The 21,097-nt window shown below is 68.2% G+C and carries 19 protein-coding genes; 9 read left to right on the plus strand and 10 right to left on the minus strand.

Annotated elements, in window-relative coordinates:
- Positions 1-35: 35 nt before the first annotated feature.
- A complete protein-coding gene (gene dnaN, locus ACZYY4_RS12170) occupies positions 36-1,232 on the minus strand; it encodes a DNA polymerase III subunit beta (protein WP_463810244.1) in 1,197 nt (398 codons plus the stop codon).
- A gap of 531 nt (positions 1,233-1,763) precedes the next feature.
- Positions 1,764-3,248: a chromosomal replication initiator protein DnaA gene (dnaA, locus tag ACZYY4_RS12175; RefSeq protein ID WP_463810245.1), complete on the minus strand. Its 1,485-nt coding sequence runs from the start codon at positions 3,246-3,248 to the stop codon at positions 1,764-1,766.
- A gap of 611 nt (positions 3,249-3,859) precedes the next feature.
- On the opposite strand from dnaA, the gene rpmH reads away from it, so the two are divergent.
- From rpmH to ACZYY4_RS12220, 9 genes are all read left to right on the plus strand, one after another.
- Positions 3,860-4,003 carry a 50S ribosomal protein L34 gene (rpmH, locus tag ACZYY4_RS12180; protein ID WP_073695092.1) on the plus strand — a complete coding sequence of 48 codons (144 nt, stop codon included), beginning with the start codon at positions 3,860-3,862 and terminating at the stop codon, positions 4,001-4,003.
- Positions 4,004-4,018: 15 nt separating this feature from the next.
- Positions 4,019-4,402 carry a ribonuclease P protein component gene (gene rnpA / locus ACZYY4_RS12185; RefSeq protein ID WP_463810246.1) on the plus strand — a complete coding sequence of 128 codons (384 nt, stop codon included), beginning with the start codon at positions 4,019-4,021 and terminating at the stop codon, positions 4,400-4,402.
- Positions 4,399-4,716 (plus strand): membrane protein insertion efficiency factor YidD, encoded by a 318-nt coding sequence (gene yidD / locus ACZYY4_RS12190; RefSeq protein ID WP_463810247.1) that lies wholly within the window; start codon positions 4,399-4,401, stop codon positions 4,714-4,716. Before rnpA ends, yidD begins: the two co-directional genes overlap by 4 nt.
- Positions 4,717-4,759: 43 nt before the next feature.
- Positions 4,760-5,827 carry a membrane protein insertase YidC gene (gene yidC, locus ACZYY4_RS12195; RefSeq protein WP_463810431.1) on the plus strand — a complete coding sequence of 356 codons (1,068 nt, stop codon included), beginning with the start codon at positions 4,760-4,762 and terminating at the stop codon, positions 5,825-5,827.
- 64 nt (positions 5,828-5,891) lie between these two features.
- Complete coding sequence (locus ACZYY4_RS12200) at positions 5,892-6,455, plus strand: Jag family protein (protein WP_463810432.1); 564 nt, start codon at positions 5,892-5,894, stop codon at positions 6,453-6,455.
- Positions 6,456-6,525: 70 nt separating this feature from the next.
- Positions 6,526-7,239, plus strand: a complete 714-nt coding sequence (gene rsmG / locus ACZYY4_RS12205) for a 16S rRNA (guanine(527)-N(7))-methyltransferase RsmG (protein WP_463810248.1) — start codon at positions 6,526-6,528, stop codon at positions 7,237-7,239.
- A complete protein-coding gene (locus ACZYY4_RS12210) occupies positions 7,236-8,234 on the plus strand; it encodes a ParA family protein (protein WP_463810249.1) in 999 nt (332 codons plus the stop codon). The genes rsmG and ACZYY4_RS12210 overlap by 4 nt, the downstream gene beginning before the upstream one ends.
- Before the next feature lie 31 nt (positions 8,235-8,265).
- On the plus strand, positions 8,266-9,285 hold the full coding sequence (locus ACZYY4_RS12215) for a ParB/RepB/Spo0J family partition protein (RefSeq protein WP_463810250.1): 1,020 nt from the start codon (positions 8,266-8,268) through the stop codon (positions 9,283-9,285).
- A gap of 236 nt (positions 9,286-9,521) precedes the next feature.
- Complete coding sequence (locus ACZYY4_RS12220) at positions 9,522-10,319, plus strand: acetyltransferase (RefSeq protein WP_463810251.1); 798 nt, start codon at positions 9,522-9,524, stop codon at positions 10,317-10,319.
- A gap of 108 nt (positions 10,320-10,427) precedes the next feature.
- Here ACZYY4_RS12220 and ACZYY4_RS12225 read toward each other — a convergent pair whose 3' ends face one another.
- The 8 genes from ACZYY4_RS12225 to ACZYY4_RS12260 form a co-directional block, all read right to left on the minus strand.
- On the minus strand, positions 10,428-11,648 hold the full coding sequence (locus tag ACZYY4_RS12225) for an N-acetylmuramoyl-L-alanine amidase (protein WP_463810252.1): 1,221 nt from the start codon (positions 11,646-11,648) through the stop codon (positions 10,428-10,430).
- A 158-nt stretch (positions 11,649-11,806) separates the two neighbouring features.
- Positions 11,807-12,145, minus strand: coding sequence for a thioredoxin (trxA, locus tag ACZYY4_RS12230; protein WP_463810253.1), 339 nt, complete (start codon positions 12,143-12,145; stop codon positions 11,807-11,809).
- Entirely contained in the window at positions 12,142-13,128 is a 987-nt protein-coding gene (gene trxB / locus ACZYY4_RS12235) for a thioredoxin-disulfide reductase (RefSeq protein ID WP_463810254.1), read from the minus strand. The genes trxA and trxB overlap by 4 nt, the downstream gene beginning before the upstream one ends.
- Before the next feature lie 105 nt (positions 13,129-13,233).
- Positions 13,234-13,737 (minus strand): hypothetical protein, encoded by a 504-nt coding sequence (locus tag ACZYY4_RS12240; protein WP_463810255.1) that lies wholly within the window; start codon positions 13,735-13,737, stop codon positions 13,234-13,236.
- Between the two features lie 32 nt (positions 13,738-13,769).
- Positions 13,770-14,390, minus strand: a complete 621-nt coding sequence (sigM, locus tag ACZYY4_RS12245) for an RNA polymerase sigma factor SigM (protein ID WP_463810256.1) — start codon at positions 14,388-14,390, stop codon at positions 13,770-13,772.
- Positions 14,391-14,479: 89 nt separating this feature from the next.
- Complete coding sequence (gene murJ / locus ACZYY4_RS12250; protein ID WP_463810257.1) at positions 14,480-17,866, minus strand: murein biosynthesis integral membrane protein MurJ; 3,387 nt, start codon at positions 17,864-17,866, stop codon at positions 14,480-14,482.
- Positions 17,863-20,214, minus strand: a complete 2,352-nt coding sequence (locus tag ACZYY4_RS12255) for a hypothetical protein (protein ID WP_463810433.1) — start codon at positions 20,212-20,214, stop codon at positions 17,863-17,865. Before ACZYY4_RS12255 ends, murJ begins: the two co-directional genes overlap by 4 nt.
- 38 nt (positions 20,215-20,252) lie before the next feature.
- A complete protein-coding gene (locus ACZYY4_RS12260) occupies positions 20,253-21,017 on the minus strand; it encodes an NUDIX hydrolase (RefSeq protein WP_463810258.1) in 765 nt (254 codons plus the stop codon).
- Positions 21,018-21,097: the final 80 nt, after the last annotated feature.

Genomic DNA, 21,097 nt, shown 5'->3' on the forward strand with positions numbered 1-21,097 from the left:
CGAAACCACCCCTCCCGTCGTGGCGGCCGCGCCGGTCAGCCGGGCAGGCGAACCGGCATCAACAGATAGACGTAATCCGACGGCACGGCCGGGAACGGGCCGGCGCCGGACAGCGCAGGATCATCGGCACCGGCCGGACGCAGCACAGCGGGTTTCTTCGGATCGGTGAATCCCATTGAGACCTTCTCGCTGTGCAGCGAGCCCAACCCGTCGGTCAGATATGTCGGATTGAACGCGATGGTCAGCGGCTCGCCGACGAAGTCCACCGCCAGATCCTCCTCGGCCCGGCCGACATCCTCCGCGCCGGCGGACAACCGCAGAGTGCCCTCGGACAACTCCATGCGGACCTGCGCACCACGATCAGCAACCAGCGCGACACGCTTAATCGCCTCGGTCAGCTCAGCCACGCCGATGGTGGCGACCGCAAGATGTTCACTGGGCAGCAGCTGGCGGAATTTCGGGAATTCGGCATCCAACAATCGGGTGGTGCTGCGCTTTCCCGCGCTGGTGATGCCCAGCAGGCCTTCGCTGCCGACCGCCGGACCCGCGCCCAGAGCCAGATGTACCTCGGTACCGTCACTGCTGGCCTTGGCGGCTTCGGCGAGCGTCTTGGCCGGCACCAGCACTGCGGCTTCGGTGCCCGGCGCCGACGACCAGGTCAGCTCGCGAACCGCCAGACGGAAGCGGTCTGTAGCAGCCAAAACCACCGTGTTGCCCGAGATTTCGACACGAATGCCAGTCAACATCGGCAACGTGTCATCCCGGCCGGCGGCTACCGCCACCTGGCCGATCGCCTCCGCGAACAGGTCCGCGGGCAACATCCCGGTCTCTTCCGGCAACGTCGGCAGCGTCGGATAGTCCTCGACGGTCATGGTGGGCAGGGAGAACCTGGCATTGCCGCATGTCAATGCTGCCCGGGTCGACTCCACCTGGACCTCGACCGGCTTGGCGGGCAGCGCCCTGGTGATATCCGACAGTAGTCGCCCGGACACCAAAACACTTCCCGGAGAAGCGATCTCAGCCGCCAGCTGGACCTCTGCGGAAACCTCATAATCGAAACCGGAGACGGTCAACCCGTTGTCGGAGCCGGTCAGCAGCACCCCGGCCAGCAACGGCACTGTTGGCCGAGCCGGCAGCGATTTCGCGACCCATGCCACCGCGTCAGCGAAGTCATCCCGGTCCAGTCGAAATCTCAAGTCGGTCAGACCCGCGTTCGTGGTCGCCGCGTCCATAGTGTCCTCTCGTCACCCCGATATCGAGCTCTACCCCGCGGCGACTGGTGAACGTCCCACCTGCGGCCGTGCAACGCCCCGACAAAACGCAAGGGCGGTAGGTCACCAACCGTAGAGCCTCGAAGCCTGTCTTGAAAGTTAATCGATGACACCCGGGGTCCTCGCGGGGCACCGCATGGCGGGGTCGACCGGCTGTTGTGAACAGCCCGGTTCGACGTGAATCCCCAACGACCTGTTTTTAGAGAGAATCGAGGAAGAGATTTCAGTATTAGTAGTAGGTCCTGTGCATGCTGGGCACAGCATGGTATCGCCGCTGCTGAGCGGGGTGATGGTGCTGGGGACCAACGGTGAATAACACGCCGGCACGCATCGGGCCGGCTGGGTATGGACCTGCCGGTGTGTATCGCGGGTCGGTTCGTCATCGGATCGTCGACAGGTTGTCCGCAGCGGTATCCACAGGCCGCGGCTGCAACGGGTGATGCGAGTGTGTCGGAAGTTTTTTGCCAGAAACGTGTAGTCGGCGCGCGCGGATCAACGCTTGGCGCGTTGCCGGATGCGGGTGGTGAGTTCTTTGACCTGATCGAAGATCTCGCGGCGTTCGGCCATCTCGCCGCGGATTTTGCGTTCGGCGTACATCACCGTGGTGTGATCGCGGCCGAAGGCCTGGCCGATCTTGGGTAGCGACAGGTCGGTCAGCTCACGACACAGATACATGGCAATCTGCCGGGACTGGGCTAGCGGGCGGGTTTTGCCCGGGCCACGCAGTTCCTCGATGCTGGTGTCGAAGTATTCGGCGATCACCGCCATGATGATCGCCGCGCTGATCTGCATGGTGCTGGCGTCGGCGATCAGATCACGCAAGACGATCTCGGCCAGCGACCTGTCGATAGGAGTCTTGTTCAGCGACGCGAACGCCGTGACCCGGATCAGCGCGCCCTCGAGTTCACGGATATTGCGCTCGATGCTGGTGGCGATCAACTCGAGCACATCGCCGGGGACGTCCAGACGTTCCATCTGCGCCTTCTTGCGCAGAATGGCGATTCGGGTCTCCAGATCGGGAGGCTGGACGTCGGTGATCAGGCCCCATTCGAACCGGGTGCGCAGGCGATCTTCCAGAGTGGCAAGTTGTTTGGGCGCCCGGTCCGAAGTGATCACGATCTGCTTGTTGGCGTTGTGCAGGGTGTTGAAGGTATGGAAGAACTCCTCCTGGATACCTTCCTTGCCCTCGATGAACTGGATGTCGTCGACCAGCAGGACGTCGATGTCGCGGTAACTGCGCTTGAACGCGACCTTGCGATCGTCGCGAAGCGAGTTGATGAAGTCGTTGGTGAACTCTTCGGTGGAGACGTACTTCACGCGCATGCCCGGAAAAAGTCGCTGGGTGTAGTTGCCGGCCGCGTGCAGCAGGTGGGTTTTACCCAGACCGGACTCGCCCCAGATGAACAACGGGTTGTACGCGCGGGCGGGCGCCTCGGCGATGGCCAGGGAGGCCGCGTGTGCGAACCGGTTGGAGGTTCCGATGACAAACGTGTCGAAGGTGTAGCGCCGGTTCAGGCTTGCACCGTCGGCGGTCGCCGACTCGTCGCTGGGCCGCTCAGTGAAGTAATTGGGCCAGTCATATTCGACGTCCGGGGTTTCGTCGTCGTCTTCGTCTTCGATGGTGCGGGTCTGGGCGGGCCCGTCGGTGCCGGACGAGGGGGACGTGTCGTCGTGGGGCGCCGGGGCGATGCGCACGCCGAGCTCGATGTCGTGACCGAGCCGGCGGCTCAGCGCAGCGGTGATCTGGGTGCGCAGGTGCCGTTCGATCTCGTTCTGGACGAAGCTGCTCGGAACCGAGAGCAGCGCGAAGCCTTCGACTATCGCCAACGGGTGCACCAGGTTGAGCCAGGCCTTCTGCTGGGGAGTCAGCACCGGGGCTGAGGCAGCGGGGACATCGGGTGCGGTGGCCTCGCCGTTGAGTTCTGCGACGACTTCGTCCCACAGCGAGAGGAACGCCGCCCCGGGGTCATCGGTCAAGGCGTCTTCCCCCTGGCTCGAAATCGTGATGCACGAAGCTCGTGCAGTGACATGCTATCCACACAGTTATCCACAGGTGTGGATGAGGTGCGTATACCCCGTGGGACCTTCCAGGCCAGTTGCTCGGCAACGGCCACTCCAGACAGTCGGGCGATACCTGAAGTGCAGGCCGCTTCGTCCTCTTCGATCACGGCCGAGGCCGCTCCAGTCGCGAAACGGCGCTGGCAAGCAAGTTAACAGGTTTCGAGGCGGGCGACTACTTGTTTCTGCGAGATGAACCGGCCGAAATCCTGGCGCGCCGGAACGTCCGTGGCAGGTGTGACCACTGTGAATGATGGGCCGGGTTGGCGGGGGGTTGAAGGGGACCTCCCGGGAGGTTCTGGTTGGCGACGGGACCGGGGTTTGACCCGGCGAACCTGCATCAGTACCCTCGAACAGTCGCCCGAACGTCGGCGATACGGCAGCGACCGGCTCCTGGCCGGAGACCGCGCCGGTTACCAGCAAGACGCAGAAGTTCACCGAGCTTACCGAGTGCGTCGCGTGCGGCAGGCACAACGGGGTTCCGGTGTGTCGGGCAGACGCGGCGCAAGATTCAACAAGGAGAGTGTGCCGTGGCCAAGGGCAAGCGGACCTTCCAGCCCAACAACCGACGTCGGGCCAGGGTGCACGGCTTTCGCCTGCGGATGCGTACGCGCGCCGGCCGCGCCATCGTCTCAGCCCGGCGTGGCAAGGGCCGGCGCTCGCTGACTGCTTGAGACGGGTAGCACGGCGTGCTCCCGTCTCAACACCGGATGAGGCGGTCGGCGGATTTCGGTGCGACGGTCAAGCAGGGCCGCAGGGCGGTCCAGCCCGACGTCATCGTGTACAGCCGAGTGGTCTGCGACCGGCGAACCGAAACGCCCGGCGCGTGCGCGGCGATGCCGCCGCAAGTCGGCCTGATCATCGCCAAGTCGGTGGGTTCGGCGGTCGATCGGCACCGGGTGGCCCGTCGACTGCGGCATGTGGCTTGTGACGTGCTGGATGATCTCGGAACGGGCGAACAGTTGGTGATCCGCGCGCTGCCCAGCAGCAACAAGGCGAAATCCGATGCGCTCCGCACCCAGTTGCGCGCCGGGTTGCGGTCGGTACATCGATCCGGGGGTGCGGCGCGATGACCCACGGTGTGGCGGCGGCTCCGGTTCGCGCGCTGATCTTCGTCATCCAGCTCTACCGACATCTCATCTCTCCATTGCGACTGCCCAGTTGCCGCTTCATGCCGACGTGCAGCCAGTACGCGGTGGACGCCTTGGGCGAGTACGGACTGATCCGGGGCACCTGGCTGGCAAGTGTGCGCCTGGCAAAGTGTGGACCGTGGCATCAAGGTGGCTGGGACCCGATACCGGAGCGGCCTCAGGGTGGCGCCGGTTGCGACTGCCCGTCCGGGAAATCCTCGGACAACCGAGCGGAGGGTGAACAACGTGTCCTTTGATCCCCGGAGCCTGGACTACGTGTATTACCCGGTCTCGGGAATTATGTGGTTGTGGTACAAGGCTTTTGGCCTTCTACTCGGTCCGGCGAGCTTCTTCACCTGGGCGTTGTCGGTGACGTTCCTGGTGTTCACGCTGCGTGCGCTGCTGTACAAGCCGTTCGTCAAGCAGATCCGCACCACTCGTCAGATGCAGGAACTGCAGCCGCAGATCAAGGCCCTGCAGAAGAAGTACGGCAAAGACCGCCAGAAGATGGCGCTGGAGATGCAGAAGCTGCAGCGTGAGCACGGTTTCAACCCGATCCTGGGATGCCTTCCGATGCTGGCGCAGATCCCGGTGTTCCTCGGCCTCTTCCACGTACTGCGTTCGTTCAACCGCACCAGCACCGGGATCGGACAGCTGGGCCTGTCCCCGGACGTGAACCGCCAGCTGGGCAACTACTTCTTCAACGCCACCGACGTGGCTAACTTCCTGGACGCGAATCTGATGGGTGCGCCCCTGGGCGCGACGATGATCCAGCGGACCGGGTTGGATGCCTTCACCGAATTCAACCGGGTCTCGGTGATCGCGGTCGGTGTGCCGATCATGATCGCGGCGGGTATCGCGACGTATTTCAACAGTCGGGCGTCGGTGGCGCGGCAGAGTCCGGAAGCGGCGGCCAACCCGCAGACCGCGATGATGAACAAGCTGGCGCTGTACGTGTTCCCGCTCGGGGTGGTAGTCGGCGGACCGTTCCTGCCGTTGGCGATCATCTTGTACTGGTTCTCAAACAACATCTGGACGTTCGCGCAGCAGCATTACGTCTTCGGCTTGATCGCCAAGGAAGACGAGGAGAAGAAGGACGAGGCGCTGCGCCGGCGAGCGGCCAATGCCCCGGCGCCCGGGGCGAAGCCCAAGCGGGCCGCGCGCCCTGCTACCGCGGACGCCGACACCGCCGGCACCGCAGACGATGCCGAGGCACCGGTGGCCGACGTGGACGCGACGGTGGCAGCCGAATCAGGTGATGGCCAGCCGGCCAAGGCGGAGACAGCCAAGCGCAACCCGGGTCGGCCGCCGGCACCCCGGGGCGGCCGCCCAGGAGCCGGCGCGAAGCCGAAGAAACGCAAGCGGTGATCCCACCGCCACAAGCCAACCGGCGCGCGAGTTGCCGGGCACGGAGGGAGACGACATGACCGACATGACCGACACGAATGACGCAGAGACCACGGAGCACGAGGCAGTGGAGTCTGCGGGGGAGCCGGAAACCCAAGACACCGACGCGGCACCCGCCGTCGACCTCGAAGAGCGTTTGGTCGCCGAGGGAGAGATCGCCGGTGATTATCTGGAGGAGTTGCTCGACCTGCTGGACTTCGATGGCGACATCGACCTCGACGTCGAAGGACGCCGCGCGATCGTCAGCATCGACGGCGGCGACGACCTGAGCAAGCTGGTGGGCCGCAAGGGCGAGGTGCTCGACGCCCTGCAGGAGCTGACGCGGTTGGCGGTGCACCAGAAGACCGGTGAGCGTAGTCGGCTGATGCTCGACGTCGCCGGTTGGCGGCGGCGACGCCGGGACGACCTGACCGCGCTGGGCGACGAGGTGGCCCGCCGGGTGCTGGACAGCGGCTCCGACGAGGAACTGACCCCGATGAGCCCGTTCGAACGTAAGATCGTCCACGATGCGGTGGCTGCCGTCGCCGGCGTGCACAGCGAGAGTCAGGGCGTGGAGCCGTCGCGCCGCGTCGTCGTTCGGCGGGACTAACGGGTACGCACCGCGCGGAATTACATCCGAGTAATTTATGGGCGCGGCCAGTACCCGGGGAGCCGGAGGAATGTTTCACGTGAAACATGTCGGGGAAGCACCGGCGCCCGCGCCGCCACAGGCGGCCGCCTCGGTCTTCGGCGACCGGCTTCCGATCGCTCGGCGCTATGCGGAGCTGTTGGCCGGGCCCGGCGTGGAGCGAGGTCTGCTGGGGCCACGCGAAGTCGACCGGATCTGGGAGCGGCATCTGCTCAACTGCGCGGCGGTCGGGGAACTGCTCGACTCCGGCGAGCGGGTTGCCGATATCGGCAGCGGCGCCGGCCTGCCGGGGATACCGTTGGCCATCGTTCGACCGGATCTGCGGATGGTGCTCGTAGAGCCGTTGCTCCGACGCAGCGACTTTCTCCGCGAGGTGGTCAACGAACTGGACCTCGAGGGCGTGGTAGTGGTGCGAGGGCGTGCCGAAGACCGGGCTGTGCACGACGAGGTCGGGGAGCGGGACGCCGTCGTCTCCCGGGCGGTCGCCAGCCTCGACAAGATCAGCCGGTGGAGTCTTCCGCTGCTTCGGAACGAGGGGCGGATGTTGGCGATGAAGGGCGAGCGGGCACAGGCCGAGGTTGATGAGCACCGCCGTGTGATGATCGGACTAGGCGCGACTGACGTGAGGGTGGTGAGATGTGGCGTGAATTATTTAACCCCGCCCGCGACCGTGGTGATGGCACTGCGGGGGCCCGGCCGAGCCGGCAGGAGACCGGCGCGACGGAGCACCAGGAGATCAACATGAGCACACCCGCCGGACCGGCCGCCACGCCACCGGCTTCGGCCAAGCATGTCGACCCCCCGCGCAGAGCGGTTTCACGTGAAACATCCGCCAGGCCGGTTTCACGTGAAACATCGACAGACTTCGACACCCCGATCGGTGCGGCGGCCGAACGCGCCATGCAGGTGCTGCACACCCATAACCGGCTGCCGCGGCCGAAGCGGCGCCGGGTGTTCACCGTCGCGAACCAGAAGGGCGGCGTCGGTAAGACCACGACCGCCGTGAACCTCGCGGCCGCACTCGCGGTCCAGGGAATCAAGACCCTGGTGATCGACCTCGATCCGCAAGGCAATGCCAGCACCGCGTTGGGCATCGCCGATCGACAATCCGGCACCCCGTCGTCGTACGAAGTGTTGATCGGGGAGGTGCCGGTGCAGGCCGCGCTCCAGCAGAGCCCACACAATGAGCGGTTGTTCTGCATCCCGGCCACCATCGACTTGGCCGGCGCGGAGATCGAGTTGGTGAGCATGGTGGCGCGAGAGAACCGACTGCGGACCGCGCTGAGTGAACTGGAAGGCTCCGACTTCGACTACGTCTTCATCGACTGCCCGCCGTCGCTGGGCCTGCTCACCGTGAACGCGTTGGTCGCGGCGCCGGAGGTGATGATCCCGATCCAGTGCGAGTATTACGCGCTGGAGGGCGTGTCCCAGCTGATGCGCAACATCGAAATGGTGAAGGCTCACCTCAACCCCCGACTGGAGGTGACGACCGTGTTGCTGACGATGTATGACGGGCGCACCAAGCTGGCGGACCAAGTCGCCGACGAGGTCCGGCGGTACTTCGGTGACCGCGTGCTCCGGACGGTGATTCCGCGCAGCGTCAAGGTGTCGGAAGCGCCGGGGTACAGCATGACCATCATCGACTACGACCCGGGCTCGCGCGGAGCGATGAGCTACCTGGATGCCAGTCGCGAGCTCGTCGAACGCGACGCGGCCGGTGGCCACGAAGGGCGGCCGTGATGACCGCTGTTAGCAAGAAGGAACGACGCAAATGACCGGACCGTCGCGTAAGAAGGGCGGCTTGGGCCGCGGCCTGGCATCGCTCATCCCGACCGGGCCCGCCGATCCGTCCGCATCCGGTATGGACCGCGGAGCCGGGATGGGACCGCGGATGGGTGACGCCGCGGCCGACGTCGTGCTCGGGAGCCGCGGGAATCTGGCGGGCACAGCCCCGGCGGACACCACCGACGTGGGAGCGGTCTACCGCGAGATCAGCCCGGCCGCCATAGAGCCGAACCCACGCCAGCCCCGCCAGGTATTCGACGACGAGGCACTGGCCGAGCTGGTCCACTCGATCCGGGAATTCGGGCTGATGCAGCCGATCGTGGTGCGGGCACTGTCCGGAGCCGCACCCGGCGCACCGCGCTACCAGTTGGTGATGGGGGAGCGCCGGTGGCGCGCTTCCCAGCAGGCCGGCCTGGAGACGATCCCGGCGATCGTCCGGGAGACCGACGACGACAATCTGCTGCGCGATGCTCTGCTGGAGAATATCCACCGGGTGCAGCTGAACCCGTTGGAAGAGGCGGCCGCCTACCAACAGCTGCTTGAGGAGTTCGGGGTCACCCACGACGAACTGGCCACCCGCCTCGGGCGATCGCGGCCATTGGTGACCAACATGATCCGGTTGCTGCGCCTGCCGATCGCGGTACAGCGCAGGGTGGCCGCCGGGGTCTTGTCGGCCGGCCACGCCCGCGCCCTGCTGTCGCTGGAGGGTGGGTCCGAGCCGCAGGAGGCGCTCGCGGCACGCATCGTCGCGGAGGGGCTGTCGGTTCGCGCGACCGAAGAGGCGGTCACCCTGGCTAACCGCGGTGACGCCTCGACGCCGGTGGCGCCCCGGCGCAAGCCGATCCAGATGCCCGGTCTCCAGGACGTCGCGGAGCGCTTGTCGACGGCCTTCGACACCCGGGTTACGGTCAGCCTCGGCAAGCGCAAGGGCAAGATTGTGGTGGAATTCGGGTCCGTCGACGACTTGCAGCGCATCGTCGCGCTGATGAACTCCGCGACCGCCTGAGACCACTGTCGAGCCAGGTACTATGACCGGCGGCAATTACGTCACTGTGACGGTAAAGCGCCTCGTGGGCGAGGGTGGACGTCAAACATACTGGGCTACAACACCTTTCGTATTTTCAGGAGACGGCAGGGTGTAGTCCGAGCCGACCGGGCCCGACAGTGGCATCCGTCGGCTCAACCCTCCTATCCTTAAGGGGCTGTCATCGGTGGCAGCACGGGTTGAGACCGGGAGTTGGCGTGTCTGTCCGAATCGAACCGCTGAGGCTCGAGGGCTTCGAGCAGCTTCCCAAGCACGCACGCCGGTGCGTCTTCTGGGAGGTGGATCCGGGCACCCTCGGTAGCGACGAGCACCTCTCCGACCCGGAGTTCGAAAAAGAAGCCTGGCTGTCGATGGTGATGCTGGAGTGGGGGTGCTGCGGTCAGGTCGCCACACCGTCGGCCGCCGCCGGCGGAGCCGGGGACCCGCTCTGTCTGGGCTACGTGCTCTACGCCCCGCCCCGGGCCGTGCCGCGCGCGCACCGCTTCCCGACGGCACCGGTCTCGGCGGACGCGGTGCTGCTCACCTCGATAGGCGTCGACCCGGCGCCGATGGCCGACGGCCTACCGCGGGAACTGATCGCCGGCGCGGTCGGCGAACTGGTCCGCCGCGGCGTCCGGGCGCTGGAGGCATTCGGCCGGACCTCGTCGGTCGGGGAGCTGCTGGATCCGCGCAATGTGCCGCCGGATGTCGCACCGGTGCTCGAGGCTCTCGGCGACTGCTCGGTGGAGCACTGCATCATCGAGGCGGACTTTTTGATCGATGTCGGGTTCACCGTGGTGTCACCGCACCGCTACTTCCCGCGGCTGCGTCTGGAACTCGACAAGGGCCTGGGCTGGAAGGCGGAGGTGGAGGCGGCGCTGGAGCGACTGTTGGAAAGCGCGCAGCTGCAGCAGCCGGTCGGCGCCGGAGCCTCGGCGGGATCGGTATCCGACGGTCAGGAACCGGGGTTAGTACGGCGGCTTAGCTTCGCCTCTCCTGCGTCGAGCCTCGCTTAACCGCCGGGGTTGATGCGGCGGTCCAGCTTCGCCTCTCCTGCGTCGAGCCTCGCTAACCGCCGGGGTTGATGCGGCGGTCCAGCTTCGCCTCTCCTGCGTCGAGCCTCGCTAACCGCCGCCGAGCTGGCCGGTCCGCTCGACCGACAGCTCATGTGCCAGCAGTTCGGCGAACGTGAATGTGCCGGTGGGCCGGTCGTTCTTGCCGAGCAGGTACAGCCGCTTGACCGCGGCCAGCATTCCCTCGGCGATGGCGTCGCGCGTCGCGGGGGAGACCAGCATCCCGCGGTCACGCGGACTGGTGATGTAGCCGACGTCGACCTCGACGGTGGGCATCCGGGTCAGGCGCAGCAGGTCCCAGGTTCGGCCGTGCGCCCGGCAGTCCTGTAATCCGGTGCGGGCCACGATTTCTCGTTGGATGAAGTCGGCGAGGTTGCGGCCGATCGTGGACACCGACCCGTGGGAATTGCCGAAGTGAAATGAGGCAACCCCGTTGGCTGCCGGACTGATGTGGGTGGCGCAGCGCAGGCTGATCATCAGGTCGGCGCCGACGGCGTTCGCGGTGGCGGCGCGTTCCGCGTCCGACGGACTGCGGCCGTTCGGCCGGGACAGGAAGGTCTCCATCCCGATAGCGGTCATCCGACCTTCCAAACGACTTGCCAAGTCCCACAAGATGTCTGCTTCGCTGATCGGACCCGTTGGGGTCTGGGTGATCAGCCCGTGGTCGCCGCCGCCACGGCCCGGATCGATGACGATCCGCTTGCCGGACAACCGCGGGCCCGAGCGCCGCACCAACTCCTCCTCGCGGATCGCGTGCGGTGAACCACCGCTCACCCGCGAGGCCAGGAAGTTCAAGGAGCGCAACGTATCCGGCCCACAGATGCCATCCGCGTACAGGCCATACTCTCGCTGATAGGACATCAGCGCATTGTGGGTCTGGATGCCGAAGTAGCCGTCGACCATTCCGGTGTAGAAACCCAGATCCTGCAGGCGAGCCTGCAGAGTCGCCACGTCGTCGCCGTACATCGGCGCCCCGAACTGGTGGTTGAGGATGCGGGCACCCAGCCGGTAGGACGCTTCTTTGAGCGCACGGTAGGTGGCCTCGCCGATGACGCCGTCGACGAGCAGGCCGCGCTGCTGCTGGAAGGCGCGTACCGCCTGGTCGAGGTCGTCGTCGAACAGATCCAGCGCGACGTGTTTGCCGGTGGTCAGGTCCGCGTCGGGGCTGTCCACCAGGCCCAGCGCGGCCAGCGCCGCGCGGATCTCGACAACGGCACCGCTGCGGTCGCCGCGGCGCAGCGCATCCTCTGCGCCACGATGCCGACCCGACATTGCTGAGCCCTCCGGTCGTCGCTGTTTGGCAGCGAAAACGTAGCTGGCGATTCCCAGCCGGTTAGCCAGCATTGTCTCAGATGCTGGCCAATTTACTGAAAACGGCGAGGCCAGAAAGGTGCCTTATCGAGTTGGCGGCCCCGAGGGTCAGCTGACGGCTAGTCGACGTCTGAGAGCTCCCGCAGCAGCGCTGCCTTGCCCTTGGCTCCGACGATCCGCTTGACCGGCTGACCGTCCTTGAACAGGATCAGCGTGGGGATCGAGACCACGTTGAAGTCCCGCGCGGTCTCGGGGTTCGCGTCCACGTCGAGCTTGGCGACGGTGAGCTGCCCAGCCTGCTCGGCGGCGATCTCCTCGAGCACCGGGGCGACCATCTTGCAGGGGCCGCACCAGGTCGCCCAGAAGTCCACCAGCACAGGCTTGCTGCTGGCCAGTACGTCGGTGGCGAAGGTGGCGTCGGAGACGGTCACCGTGTTGTGTTCGGTCGTGTCAGTCACTGAGGTGCTCCCATCAAGGTTTCGGTAACGGTGTCCTGCGAGGCGTCGGCTGCGTCTGCCAGCCAGCGCTCGGCATCGATGGCGGCCGTACAGCCGGTTCCGGCTGCGGTGATCGCCTGGCGGTAGGTGCGGTCCACCAGGTCGCCGGCGGCGAACACCCCCTCCAAGGAGGTGCGCGAGCTCGGCTGCTGGACCAGCACATAGCCGTCGGCGTCCAGCTGCAGCGCCCCGCGCACCAGCTCCGACCGGGGGTCGTGGCCGATCGCGACGAATACGCCGGTCACCGGCAGGGTGGTCTCAGCGCCGGTCACGGTGTCGCGCACCTGCAGACCGGTCACGGTCCCCTCACCCTCCACCGCCACCGGGACGGCATTGGTGAGGAACCGGATCTTGTCGTTCTCGCGTGCCCGGTTGAGCATGATCTTCGAGGCGCGGAACTCCTCGCGGCGGTGCACCAAGGTCACGCTGCGGGCGAACCGGGTCAAGAAGGTGGCTTCCTCCATTGCCGAGTCGCCACCGCCGATCACCGCTATGTCCTGGTCCCGGAAGAAGAATCCGTCGCAGGTGGCACACGAGCTCACACCGCGGCCGAGCAGTTCCTGCTCGCCGGGAATGTTGAGGTAGCGGGCGGCGGCCCCCATGGCCAGGATGACCGCCCGCGCCCGGTGCGTTTCGCCTTCTGCGGTGACGACGGACTTGACCGGGCCGTCCAAGGTCACCGCTTCGACGTCCTCCATGCGCAGGTCGGCGCCGAAGCGCAGCGCCTGCTCGCGCATCTCGTCCATCAGGTCGGGCCCGTTGATGCCGCTGCGGAAGCCGGGGTAGTTCTCCACCTCCGTGGTGGTCATCAGTGCCCCACCGAACGAGGTTCCTTCGAACACCAGCGGGGCCAGTTGTGCCCGGGCGGCGTAGATCGCGGCGGTGTACCCGGCCGGGCCGGAACCGATGATGATCACGTCGTGGATGGGCGGTGTCTCAGACATCGAGGACATCGAGGGCCTTTCCGCTCGGGTTGGTTACAGGGGCTACCAACGTCAGCGTAGGCGGCGGTGTTCCCCGAACCGATACGGACGGTTCCCGGAGAGCTGCTACCGACGGCGGACGGTCGTGTCGGCCAGCAGTCCGGTGTCGGCGGAACTGCACTTGGGGGCCACCGCCAGCGCAACGATCGTGTCGGTTGAAGTGCCGGGCAGCAGCAGCACGACCCCCGGATGACCGTTGATCGTGATCTCACGTGCGCCCAGGACGCGGGTCGCGGCCGGATAGCCGAGGGCGGCCAGGCAGCCGGTCCGGCGCGCAGGGTCGGCCAGCGGCCCGTACTCGGGGCTGCGGTCCAGCAACTCGAGGATCTCCGGTTCGGAGAGCGGCAATACCGGGGACGGCTCGGATGGCACCGTGATGGCGTCGAAGGAGCGCGGGCCGCTGCGGGTATCACCGGGGGCGCCGATCAAGGCCGCGGTGCCCAGCCCGATCGCGAGCAGTGCGGCCGCGCCCCCGGCAATGGCGGCGATCCGGTTGAGCCGGGGCAGCGGCCGGCTCGAATGCGCCGGACGGCCGGCGTGTTCCCGGCCTTCTCGATCACCCGCATCCATGCAGAGTGCCGCTGCTTTCGCTCGCTTCGTGGCTATGCGCAGTCATCGATACGACCGGGCATGGCACCGTCAGATGCCAAGGGTATCTGCTCGCCGGCCGGCCGGACCGTGGCGGCGGCGCCGATGTGGTCCCGGCCCAGCAGGACTGCGAGGCGGGCCCGACCGCGGGCGCAGCGGCTCTTGACCGTGCCCTGTGCCACGCCGAGCGTGCGGGCGGCATCGGCGACTGAGTAGCCGTGCATGTCGACGGTCACCACCGCGGCACGCTGTTCGGCCGGCAGCCGGCGTAGCGCGGCGTGCACCTCCAGCGCGGTCTCGACCTGGTCGGTGCGATCGCTGACGCCCGGACACTCACCGAGTGGTTCGGCGGCATGAAGTCTTTTGCGGCGCAACCGATCCAAACAGGCATTGACCACGATGCGGTGCAGCCAGCTGCCGACGGCGGCGTTGTGGCGAAACGATCCGGCGCCGCGGTGTGCCGAGAGCATCGCATCCTGCAGGGCGTCTTCGGCGTCTTGGGGGCAACCGGTGGTGAGCCGGGCGAGCCGGTGTAGCCGGCGCTGATGGCGGCCGTACAGCTCCTGGAATGCGTAGCGGTCGCCGGCGACGTGCGCAGCCAGTAGTTCGGCGTCGCTGCGGTCCGGGTGCCCCATGGGCGGACAGTAACCAGCCTGCGGCCCGACGGCACTTCAGTTGTGCACAGGCCGACGGGCCGGCGCACCGCCCGGACCGCCAAGGTTGCTTACGACGCCGCCTGCACGGTGATCTCGGAGATCTGGCTGCGACTCTCGCCTCCGGTGTTCCCCATGGTGGATATCCACACCAGCAGGTTGGACGTCGGCGTGGACGAGTCGGCCGAGATCTTATTGGCACCTGGCTGCAGCGCCTTGGCGGGTGCGAGCACCGTGGTGTCTTCGAGCCGCGTCGGCCTCGGGGTCGGTGAAGAGCGCAACTCCACCCGGGTCCCGGTGCTGGAGACGTTGATTCCGACGCTGCCGATCACCGTGGGCTTGGGCAGTTGCAGGATCAACCCGACGCCGCTCTTGAAATTCGGGAAGGGCACCGGATCGGAGTAGGTGTCCGTCGACCAGAAGGTGGCCGGGTTTCCGTCGATCGCCAGCCCGGCATCCTGGGGCCGGTCGGCCTCGCCGCCCGGCGAAAAGACCGTAGCCCGCACCGGTTTCACGGTATTGCCGGGTGCGGTCGAACCCGGCTGCGAGGACGCCGCCGAGGGACTGCTCAGGCCCAGCTCCGTTTTGTCCAGCCCGTTGACGTCGCCGAACATCCGGTTGAGCACCGAGGCCAGCACCAGCAGCGCGACCAGGATGACGGCGCCGCCGATACCGGCACCGATCAGCACGCGGCGGCGCCGCTCGGCACGCATCTCGGCATCCGGCAGCGGCGCCGGGCGCGGCGGGGGGCGCTCATCGCTGACGGGACCCAGCAGTTCCGTCTGCTCATGCAACGCGGTGGCCTGCTGCAGCAGGTTCGACAACGTCGAGGCACCGCGGATGCCGCCGTCCGACTGGACCGCGTGGCTGGCGGCGGCGGAGATCTGGAACGGGATGTCCGGGTTGACCGAGTCGGGTTTCACCGGGTTGCCGGCGTCGTCCCGGTCGGCCGGGGCGAGCCCGCAGTCGGCCCCGGCATCCAGCGGCCACCGGTTGACCAGCAGCGCATACAAGGTGGCGCCGATGCCGCGGATGTCGTCCTCGGGCTTGGTGTCCGGCAGCGTCGCGAGGAAGGCCAGCGTGACGTCGCCGTCGATGCTGACCCGGATCCGAGCCGGGTGGTCGATCGACAGGGCGACGCCGGTGTGGTGGGCCGCCTCGGCTGCGATGGCCAGCGCCCGCATCGCGCGCGCCGCGCCGATCGGCGACGGTGCTGTGCCGGCCACCTCCTGCAGTGAGGCGCCGCGGACCCATTCGGACACGACCAGCCCGCCTGCGCCGATGCGCACCACATCGAGCACGCGGGCGATTCCCGGCAGATCGATCTGACTGAGCCGCTGGGTGCGCGACAGGATGCCGGTGAGCTGATCTTCGGGCATCCTCTGGTCGGGGTCGACGAACGTCAGCGCCACCTGCCGGTCCAGTGCGGTGTCCAGAGCCTGCCAGAACTGCAGCAACGAGGTGCCGCCGTGGCGCACCAGTAGCCGGTAGCGACCGCCGGCGATGCTCAGGCCGGGCGTCAACGGACCGTCGTCAGACGGCTCGGAGCTGTCGGCGGAGCCGGCGACGGGCCGCTGGGGTTTCGGCGGAGCAACCGATTGCGACGCTGCGTGAGCACCGGGACCCTCCGCAGGTTTGTCGGCCACCTCGGTGCCTTTCGGTGTCCGGCCACCGGCGATGTGCTCCGGAGGCGTGTTCCGGGCGGAATCGTCTGTGACGTTCCCTCCCGGCGTGGGCAAACGATTGTGCTCAGCGTACGGGACGAGGCGATCGCGGGAAGGCGGGTTGGACATGACGATTCGCGGGCGGTGCGCCCCGAACCTGCGGCGTACCGCAGCCAGAGCGGCCTCAGCCTCGGGCACCCGGGCGCGCACCAGGACCGCCCCGATGATCGGCAGCATCACCAGGGCCAGCACCAGCAGGCGCAGCATCGATCCGGCCGCGCCGCGATCGGTCAGGCCGCGCAGACCGATCGCCCGGTCGAGCACCTCGGCGACCAGGCCGGCCAGCAGCGACGCCGTCACCGTCACCAGAATCGTGCGGAGCACTCTCGGGCCCAGCAGATGCCCAGTCACCGGGCGTAGCGCGCGCCGCAACAGAACGTGGCCGACAGCTGCGCCGGCAAGGAACCCCAGCCCGTTGGCCAGACCGAGGTAGGCGGCCACCAGATCGGGGTTGTCGGTCAGGTGCGGTGCCAGCACCGACGCGACGATCTTCACCGCGGTGATCACCACGATCATCGCGATGGGAATCCACGGCTGCTCCCGGGCGTAGAACACCCGCAGCTGCAGCAGCACCATGGCGTAAGGGATCAACGTGAACGCCGACATGGCGACCGCGACACCGAGGTACCCGGCGTCCACGTCGCCGAAATTGCCGTAGGCGAACAGCGCGCTGCCGATCGCGGGGCCGCCGACGGTCATCAGCGCCACGATCGGGATCAGCGTGATCATCATCAGCCGGGTGGCCAGCGACAGATCGGCGAGCACCGCGGGGTCGTCGCCGGCAGCCGCGTTACGGCTCAGCCGCGGCATCACCACCGTCAGCACCGTCACCCCGATCATGCCGAACGGAAGCTGCAGCAGCAGCCAGGCGTAGTAGTAGATCGCCGGGCCGGAAGCGGCGGAGCCGGCCGCGATCTGGTTGGTCACCACCAGGCCGATCTGGCTGATCAACACGTAGAGCACCATCGCGGCGGCCATCGCGCCGAAGCGCTTGAGCCGGTCGTCGATACCCCACAGCGGCCGCAGGCTGATCCGCTCCCGCCGGATCGCCACCAGCAGGACCGCGGTCTGGGCCACGACGCCCGCCGTGGTGCCCAGGCCCAGCACCAGCAGCTTGGCGTTGCCCATCCGCACCGGGTCGACCGACAGCTCACCCGGCATCAGCAGGTAGAGCACCAGCGTGGCGATCGCGACGACGTTGTTGACCACCGGCGCCCAGGCCGGCGCCCCGAAGATGTTGCGGTTGTTCAGGATTGCCATGAACACCGATGACAGCCCATAGCAGATCACCTGCGGCAGCAGCAGGTAGGCGAACGCCGTGGTGAGCGGCTCGTTGACCTGCGGGTCACCGCCGAGCATCAACTTGACGAGCAGCGGTGCCGCTGCCACCGAGACCACGGTGGTGGCCAGCAGCAGCGCGGTGGCCAACGTGACCAGGCGCCGCACGAACGCGGTGCCGCCATCGGGGTCGTCGCGTTCAGCGCGGGCCAGTACCGGCACGAAGATCGCGGTGAATGTCGCCTCCAGCACCAGTGCAGCGATCTGGTTCGGCAGCTGGTTGGCCACCGAGAAGGCGCTGGAGAGCGCCGCGCCCAGGATCGCGGCCAACAGCACGATGCGGACGAAGCCGGTCATCCGGCTGACCAAGGTGGCCAGCGCCATCCCCCACGACCGCGACACCACCGCGGCGTCGGTCAGCTCCGGGCGGGCGGGCTGCGGCGCCGGTGCGTTCACCGCTTCGCATCCCGGTCGGCCAGGCCCGCGGCGGCCATGGGCGGGCGGGGGCGGTCCAAGTCGGCGCGGTCGGGCTGGCCGCGGAAGCGGTGCCACAGCCGCCGCCCCGTCAGCGCTATGAGCGCCGCAGCCGCGGTCATGGTGATCAGGAACAGCACCATGCCGTAGGCGTTCGAATGCACCGACAACCGCGCCGACTCGCCCAGCGGCAGCCCGGCGGGGGTTTGCAGGGCCACGTCGACGACGAAGTGCTGGTTGACCCGCACCTCCACCGGAACCCGCAGTGGCAGGTAACCCGGCGGCAACTCCAGATCGCCCATGTCGGCCACCGTCATCCCCGGCGGGGCGTCGACGTGCAGGCGTACCCGGATGGGCACCGCCAAGTCGTTGCGCAGTGCCAGCGGCAGCGGGCTGTGCTCGGTGGCCAGGGTGTAGGAGCCGGCCGGGTTGACGATGGTGACCGCGCCGATCAGATCCGCGACGGTTGCGCCGACGATTGCCAATCGCTGCGCCGCCACGCCGCCGCGCACCTCGAGCGGCTGGGACTGGCTCAGCGCGCGCAGCATGTCCTCGGCGAGCGGTGCGGTGTACGCCTCGCCGGTCAGGCCGGTGCGGATGTCGGTGGTCAGCGCGGACGTCAACCCCCACAGCCGGCCGATGTCGCCTCCGACGGCAGCGACGATCTCCGGGCCGAAACCGCCTACCGCCTCCTCGACCGGCAGCGGATGCGCCGGAGCGGCGCTGACCCCCCGCGACTCGGCGATCACCGCGGTCAGCGGTCGGGGGACCGCCAGACCGGACCGCAGTGCGGTGCCCAATGTGGTCAGCACGGCCTGGGCGTCGTCGGCACGCGGCTTCCAGTACGCCGGCGGCACCAGAATCTCGTTGCGCGGGTCACCGGGACTTTCCGGGGATTCCAGCCCCCGCCACAGCATCGATCCGAGGGCATTTTGGCGACGGGCCAGGGCGGAGTCGTGGTGCAACCGGACTGCCAGGGAGCCGTCGAGGTAGGTCGGGGCCGCCGGATCGGTGCCCATCGCCGCCAGCGCCGCGCCGACGGCGGGGTCGTATGGCGCGGCCACCAGTTGTGGGGACAGCCGCCGCGCGGTGACGTCGGCGGTGGCCGACGCGCCGGCTACGGAATCCTGGGCCGAGCAGTCACCGGCTGCGATCACCACCGCGTCGCCCTGTGCGCCGATCAGGTTCGCGGCGCCGGTCGTGAGTTTCCCGTCGCCGAGCACGACAGCCCCGCGGGTCGATGCGACCTGAAGGATCCGGTCGACGATATCGGCGGGCCGGCTCACCGCGATCGCATCGAGCCCCGGGTCGCCGACCCGGGCCAGCGTGTCGAGGTCGGCCTGCGCGTACGGGATCGCGGTGACACAGGTGCGGCGCGCGAGCTGGCGCAGCCGCTCCAGCCAGGTGGTGGCCGCTGCCCGGCCGGTGCCCGGATGGGAGGTGGCGCCCTCCGGGGAGTCCGCCACGACGTAGCCCCCGGTCATCGCATTGACCGTGACCAGCAGGTCGGGGTCGATCGCCAGGCACAGTGACTGGTTGACCACCCCGCCGCCGTCGACGGCCGGGCTGGTGGCGAACTCGGCGGCCGACAGCAGGGCGTCCAGGCGGCCGCCGGGGGCCAGCGAACTCGCCAGCTCGTCGTCGGTGAGCCGAACCGGCAAAGTGCCGCCGGGCGCCCCAGGTGTCAGCCGGGGCCGGTCGGCCAGGGGCCACAGCATGGTCAGCCGCACCGGATGGGAGGTGTCGGGTGCGACCGCGCCGGACAGCGGATCGGCGTCGGCGTCGGATTTCGGCAGGCCGGTCACCGGGAGCAGAAAGCGGGCGTCGTCGAGGCGGGCCGGCTCGCCGTAGTCGGGCGTGCCATTGACGTTGACCAGCAACGGGTAGATACCGGGGCGGTCGGCGTTCAACGCCGGTTGGCTCGACGAGCGCAGCGGGGCCGACAGCGTGAAGCGGGCTTCCTGGCCGCGTTGCAGTTCGGTCGCGACGGTGCTGAACGTGCCGACCGGCCGGTACTGGTCGTTGGTGCCGCTCAGGTTGGTGCGCAAGCCGGCCGATGATGCGACGGGGCCGGCCTGCTCGAGGCGCACCATGACGTCGCGCACCGGCCGGTCGCCGACGTTGCTCACCGTTCCGGCGACGGTGACGACCGGGACGCTGGAGGTGGTCACGACTTCCGGAGTGACCTGGTCGACGCGGATCTGGACGAAAGATGCTCCGCCGGGCTCGCCTGCCGTGGCGTGCGGAGCGGCGGCGGAGCCGAGCGCCAGGCCCAGGATCGTCAGGAAGGCGGCCACGACCGCCAGCGGGGCCGAGCGGGGCCCTGACAGGGGGGGCGAGCTATCCCCACCGCGTCGACGGTTGCGGGTCACGGGTCCAGCCCGCGACCGTTCTTCCGGTCCGGTGCGGGCTCGTCGGGGCGAGAGTGGCGGGTGCGGGAATGTGTCTGCGGCCGCCGCCAGGGCGCTGACACCGGCAGTGGCGGCAGCGCTGCGGGGCCGTCGGCCTGCAGCCGGTCGATCAAGTCGTCGGCGACCAGGGCCAGCCGGCGTTCGTCGGCGTAGGCCAACCGGGACGGCAGTTCCCGGATCGGCACCCAAGCCACCTCGGTGACCTCCACGTCGTCGTCGCACAGTTCTCCGCTGGAGAACCGCATCAGGTAGTGGTGCACAGTCTTGTGCACCCGGCGGCCGTCGGTGACGAACCAGTAGTCGATGCTGCCCAGGGCGGCCAGAACGTCGCCCTGAACGCCGGTTTCCTCGGCGACCTCGCGGATCGCGGTCTGCTCGGCGGTCTCACCGACTTCGATGTGGCCCTTGGGCAGTGACCACAACATCCTGCCCCGGCGGTCTATGCGCCCGATCAGCGCGGCGACCTGGTCTTCCCGCGGCCCGTCGATGCCGTCGATGACCAGGCCTCCGGCGGACGTCTCGTGCACGGTGCGCAGGCGCTCCGGTCCGTGTCGTGCGCTGCGGGGGCGGCGCTGCGCCGAGCGGGCGGTTGGCGCGGCCGCGCCGGTGCCGCTGTCGGTGTCTGCGGCTTCGGTGTGGTTGGTTTTCGGACCTGGAGCGCGTCGACCGCGGCGCCGCCTCCGGCGCCGTCCGGAATTGGCTTCTCCGCCGTCGGCCGACACCCATGCGATAGTAGCTGGCACCAGCGGGCCTATTCGCCTCCCTCGCCGGGTCGGGCTCGGCTGCGGTGACCCGCTTCGCC

Source organism: Mycobacterium sp. IDUB_21 (assembly GCF_055419425.1).

Bases quoted from the DNA above. Each gene is read 5' to 3' on its own strand.
- dnaN (WP_463810244.1), bottom strand. From the start codon at position 1,232: ATGGACGCGGCGACCACGAACGCGGGTCTGACCGACTTGAGATTTCGA.
- yidD (WP_463810247.1), top strand. From the start codon at position 4,399: ATGACCCACGGTGTGGCGGCGGCTCCGGTTCGCGCGCTGATCTTCGTC.
- yidC (WP_463810431.1), top strand. From the start codon at position 4,760: ATGTGGTTGTGGTACAAGGCTTTTGGCCTTCTACTCGGTCCGGCGAGC.
- ACZYY4_RS12200 (WP_463810432.1), top strand. From the start codon at position 5,892: ATGACCGACACGAATGACGCAGAGACCACGGAGCACGAGGCAGTGGAG.
- rsmG (WP_463810248.1), top strand. From the start codon at position 6,526: ATGTTTCACGTGAAACATGTCGGGGAAGCACCGGCGCCCGCGCCGCCA.
- ACZYY4_RS12210 (WP_463810249.1), top strand. From the start codon at position 7,236: ATGAGCACACCCGCCGGACCGGCCGCCACGCCACCGGCTTCGGCCAAG.
- ACZYY4_RS12215 (WP_463810250.1), top strand. From the start codon at position 8,266: ATGACCGGACCGTCGCGTAAGAAGGGCGGCTTGGGCCGCGGCCTGGCA.
- ACZYY4_RS12225 (WP_463810252.1), bottom strand. From the start codon at position 11,648: ATGTCGGGTCGGCATCGTGGCGCAGAGGATGCGCTGCGCCGCGGCGAC.
- trxB (WP_463810254.1), bottom strand. From the start codon at position 13,128: ATGTCTGAGACACCGCCCATCCACGACGTGATCATCATCGGTTCCGGC.
- ACZYY4_RS12240 (WP_463810255.1), bottom strand. From the start codon at position 13,737: ATGGATGCGGGTGATCGAGAAGGCCGGGAACACGCCGGCCGTCCGGCG.
- sigM (WP_463810256.1), bottom strand. From the start codon at position 14,390: ATGGGGCACCCGGACCGCAGCGACGCCGAACTACTGGCTGCGCACGTC.